An 11,237-nucleotide genomic window follows, 5' to 3' on the forward strand; every position below is an offset into this window, starting at 1 on the left:
GCTGAAGAAGCCAAGAAAGCTGAAGAAGCCAAGAAAGCTGAAGAAGCCAAGAAAGCTGAAGAAGCCAAGAAAGCTGAGGAAGCCAAGAAAGCTGAGGAAGCCAAGAAAGCTGAGGAAGCTAAGAAAGCTGAGGAAGCTAAGAAAGCTGAGGAAGCTAAGAAAGCTGAGGAAGCTAAGAAAGCTGAGGAAGCTAAGAAAGCCAATGAGGCCAATTCAGGTCAAGGTTTTGGCGGCGAAGGCAAAGTAATGGGCAAGGCTTTGGATGGCGGTGTCTTGGTAGCGAAAAAACGTGAAACCGGCGATTTGGAATATGCCAAAACCGAAGCTCCGACTGCCTCGGATAAAAACAGCGTCGTACTTGATGGTGTCGCCATTAATACCAAAGACGTTAAAGCGGGTGAGTTTACGTTGGGCGAAAAAAGTATGAACGGCGGTAAAACCGATGCAGCACAATATGCGGTACACAGCGGCGACCTGTTGCCTGACGTTCGTTACGGCGGTGTTGCCGATGTCAGTGATCTGCGTGATGTGAAACAGGCGTTGTTTGTCCAAGGCACGCCATCAGGCAGTGATACCGTTGCAGCCCAAAGAGGGGATGCAACCTATAAAGGCATCGGCCTGCATTTCCAAAACGGACTGCCGATCAATACAAGAGGTCTGCAAGAAATTTTTGAAACCGGTTCGCAAGCCAAGCTGGCCAATCTGTATCCTGCCGCCAAAGCAACCGATGTTACCGCAAAAGTCAATTTCGACCAAAAAACCATCAATGTCAGCATCAACCGCTATTCCGATCAAACGGTTGGCGGTGGTAGTGGTGGCAACAGGATTGCAGGTGTCGTCAAATCCAATGCGCGCGATATGGCGGAAAATCTGTCTTTCAATGGCGATTTGCACGGCAACACCTTCTCCAACAAGCAAGGTACGATGCAAGGCGGATTCTTTGGCGCGAAGGCAGACCAACTTGCCGGTACATATAGTGCGGCAGGCAAAAACCAACGTGATGAAGACGTAGTGGCGCGCGGTGTGTTTGGTGCAAAACGCCAAGATGCGGCAGCTCAAGCAGGCGGACAGCCTGATGCGCCGGTTGCCAAACCTGATGCGCCCGTAACCAAACCTAAAGATGATGCCGCCGCAGCCGAATTGAAAAAAGGTGAAACAGGCGAGCAATATATCTTATCGAATATCGCGAACTTGACCAAAGTCATTATCAACGGTACGACAATCGCTTTGGCACCTGTTACCAACAAGCTCCATCAAACTGAATTGGGTTCGGACTACAAATCGTTTGTTGCTTCAGGCAATTTGAGCAATGTTGTCTTCGGTGCGGCAAAACTTGCCGATAATGCCTACTCCTTGTTTGTTCAGGGGGTAATGAGTACCTCTCTACCGTCCGGTACGGCTAAATACGCAGGCGAGGTGTTGAATTTCCGTGCCCGCAACTTGGATAATAAGGAAAACTGGGTGGGTGATACAGGAGGCTACCGTACTGCCGGTTCGTTTACCGCAGATGTCAACTTCGATACTAAGACTATCGCAGGTAAAATCAATAGTGGTGACAGATGGTTCATGAATGAACGAGCCTTTACCGCAGGTATTACAGGCAGCAGCTTTAATGGTAAATGGGATTCCGGTGTGCAAGGTTCTATCTCAGGCGGATTCTACGGCGACAAAGCTGCCGAAATGGCGGGACGATACAGTTACAATGAAAAACCAGGTGATAATGGCTCTTCAAGTAACAACGCTTTCGGTGTATTCGGCGGTAAAAAGCAATAACCGTCTGTTTAAGCTGAAAACAAACCGCCTGAAAGGGCGGTTTGTTTTTGAGTGGGTAGGATTTTCAGACGACCTTTTACGGTAACAACAATCTAGAGAGCAATTTACCCGCTAAAAGGTCGTCTGAAAACCTTGAATCTTATTTTCAGATAATCTGAGACCTTTGCAAAATTCCCCAAAATCCCCTAAATTCCTACTAAGACATTTAGGGGATTTTCCATGAGCACCTTCTTCCAGCAAACCGCACAAGCCATGATTGCCAAACACATCGACCGCTTCCCACTATTGAAGTTAGATCAAGTGATTGATTGGCAACCGATCGAACAGTACCTGAATCGTCAAAGAACCCGTTACCTTCGAGACCACCGCGGCCGTCCCGCCTATCCCCTGTTGTCCATGTTCAAAGCCGTCCTGCTCGGACAATGACACAGCCTCTCCGATCCCGAACTCGAACACAGCCTTATCACCCGCATCGATTTTAACCTGTTTTGCCGTTTTGACGAACTGAGCATTCCCGATTACAGCACCTTATGCCGCTACCGCAACTGGCTGGCGCAAGACGACACCCTGTCCGAATTGCTGGAACTAATTAACCGACAACTGACCGAAAAAAACCTAAAAGTAGAGAAAGCATCCGCCGCCGTCATTGACGCCACCATTATTCAAACCGCCGGCAGCAAACAGCGTCAGGCCATAGAAGTCGATGAAGAAGGACAAGTCAGCGGCCAAACCACACCGAGCAAAGACAGCGATGCCCATTGGACAAAGAAAAACGGCCTCTACAAACTCGGTTACAAACAACATACCCGTACCGATGCGGAAGGCTATATCGAGAAACTGCACATCACTCCCGCCAATACCCATGAGTGCAACCACCTGTTGCCTTTGTTGGAAGGACTGCCCGAAGGTACGACCGTCTATGCCGATAAAGGCTATGACAGTGAGGAAAACCGGCAACATCTGAAAGAGCATCGGTTACCGGACGGCATTATGCGCAAAGCCCACCGCAACCGTCCGCTGACGGAAAATCAAACGAAGCGTAACCGGTATTTATCGAAAACCCGTTATGTGGTCGAACAAAGCTTCGGTACGCTGCACCGTAAATTCCGCTATGCCCGGGCAGCCTATTTCGGGCTGATTAAAGTGAGTGCGCAAAGCCATCTGAAGGCGATGCGTTTGAACCTGTTGAAAGCCGCCAACAGGCTAAGTGTGCCTGTTGCCGCCTAAAAGGCGGCCGGATGCCTGATTATCAGGTATCCAAGGGAGATTAAGGGGGGTATTTGAGTAGAATCAGTGGATATTCGAAACAAAAACAGCCGAAAACCTGTGTTTAGGTTTCGGCTGTTGGGGGAAAGGAATTTTGCAAAGGTCTCAGGCCGTCTGAAATTTCAGATGGCCTTTTGATTATGTTTTAAAGAATAGGACGTAGCTTAGAGGCTCATACGCCGTGGCGGTCGAGCCAACGTTCGGCATCAAGCGCGGCTTGGCAGCCGGAAGCTGCGCTGGTGATGGCTTGACGGTAGGTATGGTCTTTGACGTCGCCTGCCGCCCATACGCCTTCGATATTGGTTGCGCCGACATTATCACCGGTGCCGCCTTTGGTTTTCAGGTAGCCGGTTTCATCCATATCGAGCTGGCCTTTGAAAATATCGGTGTTGGGTTTGTGGCCGATGGCGATGAAAACGCCTTTTACAGCGATTTCTTCAGTGCTGCCGTCATCATGTTTCAGGCGTGCACCGGTAACGCCGCTTTCGTCGCCCAAGATTTCATCAACCGAGCTGTTGAGCTTGAGGATGATTTTGCCTTCTTCGACGCGTTGCATCAGCTTGTCCACCATGATTTTTTCAGCGCGGAAGCTGTCGCGGCGGTGAATCAGGGTAACGGTGTTGGCGATATTGGCAAGGTAGAGTGCTTCTCCCACAGCGGTATTGCCACCGCCGACTACGGCAACATCTTGTTTTTTGTAGAAGAAACCATCGCAAGTTGCACAGGCGGAAACGCCTTTGCCGGCAAAGGTTTCTTCGCTTGGCAAACCTAAATATTTGGCGGATGCGCCGGTGGCAACGATGAGCGCATCGCAGGTGTATTCGCCCATATCGCCTTTGAGGGTAAACGGACGGTTTTGCAAATCAACGGTGTGGATTTGGTCGAAAATCATTTCAGTGCCGAAGCGTTCGGCATGAGCTTGGAAACGGGCCATTAGTTCCGGACCTTGTACGCCTTCGGCATCGGCAGGCCAGTTGTCCACTTCGGTGGTGGTCATCAGTTGTCCACCTTGCTCAACGCCGGTAATGATTACAGGGTTTAGGTTGGCACGGGCGGCATAGACGGCGGCAGTATAGCCGGCAGGGCCGGAGCCGAGGATGATGAGTTTATGATGGTTGCTCATGATGGTTTCCTTGCTGATAAATGATTGAATTTTGTCGTATCTAAGCTTTCAGACGGCCTGAATTTTACTTGAATCTGCCGCCGTCTGAAATATGTTTGTTGCTTGGGTTTAGTGGCTGTCTTTCCATTGATAGTATTTTGAGCCGAGGAAAGAGCCGAGTTTGCGTAGGAAAGGCTGGGTAATAATGTTGCTGTGGCGCAGTTGCTCAAAAGGTTTCAGACGGCCGTCATCGCCCATGATGGCTTCGGCAATCGCCAAACCGGCAATGCCGGTAATCGCCATGCCGTGTCCGGAATAGCCTTGGGCGTAGAAAACGGTAGGGGCGAGGCGGCCGAAATGTGGGGCGAGGTTGCGCGTAATGTCGCATTCGCCGCCCCAGGAATGCTCGATTCTGACATCGGCAAGTTGCGGGAAAACTTTCAACATGTCTTGGCGGACGAGTTCGGTCATGCGGTCAGGATCGTCGATAAACTCGTTATCTTTGCCGCCGAATAGTAGGCGGCCGTCGGCACTGAGGCGGTAGTAGTCGAGGACGTGGCGGTTGTCGCAGATGGCCATATTGTTGCGGATCAGGTCTTTGGCGCGCTCGCCCAGGGGTTCGGTGGCGATGATAAAGGTGCTGACTGCAATGGCTTTTTGTTCCAATACTTTGAATTTTGGGTGCAAACCGGCATAAGTATTGACGGCATAAACGAGGTTTTTGCACTCAACGCTGCCATTGGGCGTATGAACCAGCCAGCCGTTATCGCATGGCTCGATACGTGTCATCGGGGATTGCTCAAAAAGTTGTGCGCCTGCATCGGCTGCCACTTTGGCAATACCTAGGGTGTAATTGAGCGGATGTAAGTGGCCGGATAAAGGATCAAATTGCGCGCCTTGATACATATCGCTGGCAAGTTGCTGCTTCAGCGTGGCTTTATCCCAAAGCTGGTAATGGCTTGCGCCATAATGTTTTTGAGCGTGTTCGTGCCATTGTTGCAATTCTTTCCAATGCTGAGGACGGACGGCGACGGTAGCGTAACCACGTTGCCAATCGCATTGGATATTGTGTTTTTGAATGCGAGAGTCAACCAGTTCAACGGCTTGCAGAGATTGCTGCCAGAACCATTGGGCCTGTTCCAAACCGACTTGTTTTTCGATTTCTTCCATGCTGCAGGCAAAGTCGCTGATGACTTGTCCGCCGCTGCGGCCTGATGCGCCGAAACCGATACGGGCGGCTTCAAGTACGATGACTTCATGGCCGTTTTCGGCAAGCGGTAGGGCTGTGCATAAACCGGACAGGCCGCCGCCGATAACGCAGGTTTCAGTTTTCAGACGGCCTTCCAGCGTTGGATAAGACGGATGGGGATTGGCCGTGCTGACATAGTAGGAAGGAAGGTATTCTTTGAAGCTGGGATTAATCATGATTTGAGCTTTAGGTTGGTTTTCACTTCATTGAAAATAGGTTTTCAGACGGCCTTAAATGTGGGCTTAGATTCAGGCCGTCTGAAAGGATAAGATGCAGTTAATAAAACAGGCTGTTCCGATGCTTTATCGGACAGCCTGTCTGCATATTAGGCGGCTTTCTCGGCTGCCAATTTTTCTTGGCGGTAGGCTTCGGCAGCCTCGCGTTCCCGTTTGGTTGCCTGACGCATCATCCAGTAGTTAACGACAATAACCAGCGTACCGATGATACCGATCAGGATGGTTGCCAAAACGTTCATCTGAGGGTCAAGGCCGAGTTTGATTTTGGAGAAAATCACTTGCGGCAATGTCGATGAACCCGGGCCTGACAGGAAGGAGGTAATCACCAAGTCGTCCAAAGACAGGGTAATGCCCAAGAGGAAGCCGGAAGCGATCGCAGGGGCAATCAGCGGCAGGGTAATCACGAAGAAAATCTTCAGTGGACGGGCACCCAAGTCCATAGCAGCCTCTTCCAAGGATTGATCCAATTCCACCAAGCGCGAGCGGATAACGACGGTAATGTACGCCATGCAAAGTGTGGTGTGGCCGAGGAAGATGGTGAAGAAGCCGCGATCGAAGTAGAGCGATTGCAACAATTCACTGCCTTGCAGGAACATTTGCACCTGAATAATCAACAGCAGCATGGACAAACCGGTAATCACGTCAGGCATCACCATAGGCGCGGAAATCATACCGGCAAACAGGGTGCTGCCGCGGAAGCGCTTGATACGCGCCATGGCGTAACCAGCCAATGTGCCGAGTGCTACGGCGGCAAGTGAGGAAACGATGGCGATACGCAATGACAGCCAGGCCGCTTCCAAGATGGTGTCGTTTTCCATTAATGCGCCGTACCATTTGGTTGAGAAACCGCCCCAAACGGTAACCAGCTTGGATTCATTGAAAGAATAGATGACCAAAACCACCAGCGGAATATAGAGGAATGCCAGCGAGAGCAGGAGCATCAGTTTCAAGAACCAGGATAATTTGGTTTTCTGCATTATTTGCCTCCTTCTTCCAATTCGCGGTTTTCATAGTGCTGGAACAGGGCAATCGGTACAACCAGCAGGGCAACCATAACGACGGCGACGGCAGAAGCCAGCGGCCAGTTGTTTTGGTCGAAGAATGCCTGCCACAATACTTTACCGATCATCAGGTTTTCAGAACCGCCCACCAATTCAGGAATCACAAATTCACCGACGGCCGGAACAAAGACCAGCATAGAGCCTGCGATGATGCCTGTTTTGGATAAAGGCAGGGTAATGGTAAAGAACGATTTGATCGGACCTGCGCCCAAGTCGGACGCGGCTTCGAGCAGACGGTTGTCCAGTTTTACCAGTTGTGTGTACAGCGGCAAAATCATAAACGGCAAATAGGCGTAAACCATCACCAAATTCAGCGAAAAAGCATTGTAGAACAGGTCTAAAGGCTCGCTGATGATTCCATATTTGATTAAGAAATTATTGATGATGCCGTTGTGACCCAATAAGCCCATCCATGCGTAAACACGCAACAGGAAAGAAGTCCAGAAAGGCAGCATGATTGCCAACAGCAGGCCGTTGCGCGCAGCCGGATTGGCGCGTGAAATAGCATAAGCGGTCGGATAACCAATCAACAGGCAGATGATGGTCGTCGTCAGCGCAGTCTTAATCGAAGACCAGTAGGTCATCAAATAGATATTGCTGTTTTCACTGTCGCCAAACGGATTGAGCGTATTCCAAAAGTTTTGGAAGATGTCGGCGTAGTTCTGATAGCTGATGGCAATGTTCAGACGGCCTAAGTCTTCATCAATCGTTGTCAGCGGCGTAAATGGCGGAATGGCGATTTCTTGTTCGGCAAAGCTGATTTTCAAGACGATGGCGAACGGAATCAGAAACAGCACCAAGAGCCAGATATACGGCACGGCAATAACTGCACGCTGGCCGGGGCGGCGAAACAGTTTCTTTTTCAGTTTTTTAAGGTCCATTGCATTTCCCTCAAATTAACTGTACAGAGGCGTAGGTTGGTTTTCAGGCCAGCTGATATAGACGGTTTCGTCCCAAGTCGGCGGCGTAATGTTGCGTACATACCAATAAGGTGCGGGAACTTGGCTTTTGACGACACGGCCGTTGGCGAGTTTGATGTGGTAAATCGCGAAGCTGCCCAGGTAGGCAATCTCTTTGACTGTGCCTTGGGCCCAGTTGTGCGCGCCCAAGTGTTCCGGTTTTTCTTTATGCAAATCAATGTCTTCAGGGCGAATACTGATCCAAATTTCATGGTCGTTCGGAACGCCCAAACCGTGGTCGATACGGACGTGGTTTTCCAAGCCATCACATTTGACGATGGAGAAATCGGCGCGGTCATCAATGACGACGCCGTCAAAAATATTGGTTTCACCGATAAATTCGGCAGTAAAGCGGCTATTAGGATAATCGTACACATCGCTAGGCGTACCGACTTGTCGTAGTTGGCCGTCAGACATAATGGCGATACGGGTAGCCATGGTCATCGCTTCTTCTTGGTCGTGGGTAACCATAATGCAGGTTACGCCGACTTGTTCCAGCGTGTTGACCAATTCCAGTTGGGTTTGTTGGCGCAGTTTTTTATCGAGTGCGCCCAAAGGTTCGTCAAGCAGCAGGATTTTAGGACGTTTCGCCAGGCTGCGCGCCAAAGCGATACGTTGTTGCTGACCGCCGGAGAGTTGGTGCGGCTTGCGTTTGGCGAATTTGGTCATTTGCACCAGGCGTAGCATTTCTTCCACACGGGCGTCAATTTCGCCTTTAAGCATTTTGTCTTGTTTCAGACCGAAAGCGATGTTTTGCTCAACGCTCATGTGCGGGAACAGGGCATAGCTTTGGAACATCATGTTGATTGGGCGCTCGTACGGAGCAAGCTTGGTAATGTCTTGGCCGTCGAGAATGATTTTGCCCTGATTGGGGCTTTCCATGCCTGCCAACATGCGCAGCAGCGTGGATTTGCCACTGCCTGAGCTGCCCAAAAGGGCAAAGATTTCATGTTGATAAATGTCCAAGTCGATGTTATCGACAGCGTAATTGTCACCAAACTTTTTCACCAAGCCTTGGATTTGCAGATAAGGTTTGGCTGAAGACGCAGTGGTTGCGGTCATAATGGCAATACTCCAAAAAGAAAGACGAGTACCGGCAAAACGGATTTTCGAATGGGTGATAAAAAGCTGTTTGATTGCTGGCGGGAGTCGGACGGAGGCCGTCTGAAACTCTTGTAAAGCGCACGGGCAGCGTGGATAGAAAGCAGTTTAAGCCTAAGCTTTTGCTCTCGGCAAACTCAATATTATATTAGCCTAATCCTGTTAGGGGCAATATGAAATTGCTTGTATCGGCTGATTTGAAGCAAATAGGAAAGGAAAGGCAGACAGGGAAACACGATAGTAAAAATGGGTAGCGTTGTTTTTCTGCACAAAAGGGGGTAATTATTATCTATATGTCTTAAATAATTATTCAAAATAGAATAAAATACGCAAATTACATTTATTTACTAAAACCATAATGGATTACGTTTTATATCGGGCGAGGCGGTTTTACTCGGAATTAAAACTAAATCCGCTATATAAATAAAAGGGAAAACATGAGTATCAAAGAATGGCCCGAAGGGGAGCGGCCGCGCGAGAAGCTCTTGGCGCACGGTGCGGCGGCGTTGAGTGATGCGGAGTTGCTGGCGATTTTGCTGCGTGTCGGAACGCGCGGTATGAGCGCGGTTGATTTGGCGCGTTATTTGTTGAGTGAGTTTGGCAGCTTGGGGAAGCTGATGAGTGCGGATGCCAAAACACTCGCTGCCTATAAGGGCATGGGCTTGGCGAGCTATACTCAATTTGCAGTGGTCAAAGAAATCGGGCGGCGGATTTTGGGTGAAGATTTGCAGGAGCAGATAGTTTTGTCAAACCCGAAATCGGTTGCGGATTATCTGCGCCTGCATCTTGGACATGAAAAAATTGAGGTCAGCGTTGCTTTGCTGCTCAACCGTCAAAATCAATTGATTGTGGTACGGGAATTGTCGCGCGGTACGGTGGCGGAAAACACAGTTTATATCCGTGAAATCGTCAAATTGGCATTGGATGAATACGCCGACAGTTTGATTTTGGCACACAATCATCCGGGCGGTTCGGCAAGGCCGTCTGAATCTGATGTGCAGTTTACAGAGCGTTTGAAACAGGCTTTAAGTTTGGTCGATATTACGCTGTTGGACCATTTTATCGTGACGGCAAAAGAAACCTGCTCTTTGCGCGAACAGGGCTATATGTAAGGATGAATGTTCAGACGGCCTCAGTAGGATTGATTACCTTGCTGAGGCCGTCTGAAGGATTATTGCGCTACTTCGTCAGAGGATTCTTTCTTATAGACGATTTCTTCCGATTTTGGCTTTTCTTTGCTCTTTTCTTTTTCTTTATCCTTGTCTTTTTTGCTGTCAGGAATGGCGGCATCAATCACTGCCCCCGTTCCTTTGACAACCAATTTCCCGGCAGTCAGGACGGTTGTAGCAGCCAAATCGACAGCCGCGCCTACAACGCAGCCGTTAAGCGTCAGACAAAGGGCAAGTGCCGGAAGCAGGCGTTTTGTGCATCTCAATGGCTGCATCCGCAGTGTCCTTCGTGATGATGGCCGCATCCGAGTGCTTCTTGCCAAGCATCATCATCGCCGTCAAATTCTTCAACTTCGTCAAATTCGCCGTTTTCTACCATGCTTACCAACTCTTCCAAGCTTTCTGCGCCTTCTACCCAAAAGCAGGGAATATCGGGTGGTGTGTCGGGGGCAAGCAGGGCGGCTTGTTGGTCGTGCCAAGCAATCCAATAGCCGTTTTGCGTTTGTACGAATACGGCATCGGGATGGATGGTTTCGTTTTCGGTATTGACCAGCATTCTGGCAGCGATATCGGTTTGAAAAGGTAAGGTTTGCATGATGGTTTGAGAATGTGAGAAAAGGAAGCATTGTAACATGGCAAAAACAAACGCACCGTCTGAGTCAGGCGGTGCGTTTGTGTCTCGGCAACTTGGGTGCAGTCAGTTTAGAGTGTCGGCCGCACCGGAAATGTTATTCCGTCAAGATTATTTGTCGTCGTTAGCCAAAACAAAGCGGTAAATAGCCGCGCCAACTGCTGCACCGGCAATAGGAGCCAACCAGAACAACCACAGTTGTTCAACAGCCCAGCCGCCTTGGAATAAGGCAACACCGGTAGAACGTGCAGGGTTAACGGAAGTATTGGTTACAGGAATGCTGATCAAGTGAATCAGGGTCAGACCCAGGCCGATGGCGATAGGGGCAAAGCCGGCCGGAGCCAGTTTGTCGGTAGAACCCATGATAATGATCAGGAAGAATGCGGTCAGTACGAATTCGATCAGCAAAGCGGCCATCATGTCGTAACCGTTAGGAGAGTGCTCGCCGAAACCGTTGCTGGCAAAGCCAGAGGAAACAGCATCAAAACCGGTTTTACCGGAAGCAATCAGATACAGAACGCCCGCGGCGGCAATCGCACCGATAACTTGGGATACGATGTAAGGCAACAGGTCTTTACCGTTGAAACGGCCGCCGATGAAGAGGCCGACGGAAACGGCAGGGTTGAAGTGGCCGCCGGAAATGTGGTCAACGGCGTAAGCCATGGTCAGTACGGTCAAACCGAATGCCAA

General features: G+C 49.9%; 10 protein-coding genes and 1 pseudogene. 3 read left to right on the plus strand and 8 right to left on the minus strand.

Annotated features, from left to right (window positions below; genetic code table 11):
- A partial coding sequence (locus ACTHRE_RS05950) for a transferrin-binding protein-like solute binding protein (protein ID WP_440345062.1) occupies nucleotides 1-1,773 on the plus strand: 1,773 nt, incomplete at its 5' end.
- A 219-nt stretch (nucleotides 1,774-1,992) separates the two neighbouring features.
- Nucleotides 1,993-3,000, plus strand: a pseudogene (locus ACTHRE_RS05955) (IS5 family transposase).
- A gap of 211 nt (nucleotides 3,001-3,211) precedes the next feature.
- On the opposite strand, the gene trxB reads toward ACTHRE_RS05955, so the two are convergent.
- From trxB to ACTHRE_RS05980, 5 genes are all read right to left on the minus strand, one after another.
- The gene (trxB, locus tag ACTHRE_RS05960) at nucleotides 3,212-4,162 is read right to left on the minus strand and encodes a thioredoxin-disulfide reductase (protein WP_377072463.1); all 951 of its coding nucleotides are present in this window, start codon (nucleotides 4,160-4,162) and stop codon (nucleotides 3,212-3,214) included.
- Nucleotides 4,163-4,270: 108 nt separating this feature from the next.
- The gene (locus ACTHRE_RS05965) at nucleotides 4,271-5,566 is read right to left on the minus strand and encodes an NAD(P)/FAD-dependent oxidoreductase (RefSeq protein WP_440345063.1); all 1,296 of its coding nucleotides are present in this window, start codon (nucleotides 5,564-5,566) and stop codon (nucleotides 4,271-4,273) included.
- A gap of 149 nt (nucleotides 5,567-5,715) precedes the next feature.
- Nucleotides 5,716-6,603, minus strand: a complete 888-nt coding sequence (locus ACTHRE_RS05970; protein WP_003679574.1) for an ABC transporter permease subunit — start codon at nucleotides 6,601-6,603, stop codon at nucleotides 5,716-5,718.
- The gene (locus ACTHRE_RS05975; protein WP_049335897.1) at nucleotides 6,603-7,568 is read right to left on the minus strand and encodes an ABC transporter permease subunit; all 966 of its coding nucleotides are present in this window, start codon (nucleotides 7,566-7,568) and stop codon (nucleotides 6,603-6,605) included. Before ACTHRE_RS05975 ends, ACTHRE_RS05970 begins: the two co-directional genes overlap by 1 nt.
- Nucleotides 7,569-7,583: 15 nt before the next feature.
- Nucleotides 7,584-8,708, minus strand: a complete 1,125-nt coding sequence (locus ACTHRE_RS05980) for an ABC transporter ATP-binding protein (RefSeq protein ID WP_377072459.1) — start codon at nucleotides 8,706-8,708, stop codon at nucleotides 7,584-7,586.
- A 476-nt stretch (nucleotides 8,709-9,184) separates the two neighbouring features.
- On the opposite strand from ACTHRE_RS05980, the gene radC reads away from it, so the two are divergent.
- Nucleotides 9,185-9,859, plus strand: a complete 675-nt coding sequence (gene radC / locus ACTHRE_RS05985; RefSeq protein ID WP_070583317.1) for a RadC family protein — start codon at nucleotides 9,185-9,187, stop codon at nucleotides 9,857-9,859.
- Between the two features lie 59 nt (nucleotides 9,860-9,918).
- On the opposite strand, the gene ACTHRE_RS05990 is transcribed toward radC, so the two are convergent.
- The 3 genes from ACTHRE_RS05990 to aqpZ form a co-directional block, all read right to left on the minus strand.
- A complete protein-coding gene (locus tag ACTHRE_RS05990) occupies nucleotides 9,919-10,191 on the minus strand; it encodes an NF038104 family lipoprotein (RefSeq protein ID WP_377072457.1) in 273 nt (90 codons plus the stop codon).
- The gene (locus ACTHRE_RS05995) at nucleotides 10,179-10,511 is read right to left on the minus strand and encodes a hypothetical protein (protein WP_004520787.1); all 333 of its coding nucleotides are present in this window, start codon (nucleotides 10,509-10,511) and stop codon (nucleotides 10,179-10,181) included. Before ACTHRE_RS05995 ends, ACTHRE_RS05990 begins: the two co-directional genes overlap by 13 nt.
- 147 nt (nucleotides 10,512-10,658) lie before the next feature.
- Nucleotides 10,659-11,225, minus strand: a complete 567-nt coding sequence (aqpZ, locus tag ACTHRE_RS06000; RefSeq protein WP_377072456.1) for an aquaporin Z — start codon at nucleotides 11,223-11,225, stop codon at nucleotides 10,659-10,661.
- Nucleotides 11,226-11,237 lie beyond the last annotated feature (12 nt).

The organism is Neisseria sp. P0001.S007, from assembly GCF_051963655.1.
Lineage (GTDB): Bacteria > Pseudomonadota > Gammaproteobacteria > Burkholderiales > Neisseriaceae > Neisseria > Neisseria subflava_A.

Coding starts and splice junctions, on each gene's coding strand:
- trxB (WP_377072463.1), bottom strand. CDS start 4,162: ATGAGCAACCATCATAAACTCATCATCCTCGGCTCCGGCCCTGCCGGC.
- ACTHRE_RS05965 (WP_440345063.1), bottom strand. CDS start 5,566: ATGATTAATCCCAGCTTCAAAGAATACCTTCCTTCCTACTATGTCAGC.
- ACTHRE_RS05970 (WP_003679574.1), bottom strand. CDS start 6,603: ATGCAGAAAACCAAATTATCCTGGTTCTTGAAACTGATGCTCCTGCTC.
- ACTHRE_RS05975 (WP_049335897.1), bottom strand. CDS start 7,568: ATGGACCTTAAAAAACTGAAAAAGAAACTGTTTCGCCGCCCCGGCCAG.
- ACTHRE_RS05980 (WP_377072459.1), bottom strand. CDS start 8,708: ATGACCGCAACCACTGCGTCTTCAGCCAAACCTTATCTGCAAATCCAA.
- radC (WP_070583317.1), top strand. CDS start 9,185: ATGAGTATCAAAGAATGGCCCGAAGGGGAGCGGCCGCGCGAGAAGCTC.
- ACTHRE_RS05990 (WP_377072457.1), bottom strand. CDS start 10,191: ATGCAGCCATTGAGATGCACAAAACGCCTGCTTCCGGCACTTGCCCTT.
- ACTHRE_RS05995 (WP_004520787.1), bottom strand. CDS start 10,511: ATGCAAACCTTACCTTTTCAAACCGATATCGCTGCCAGAATGCTGGTC.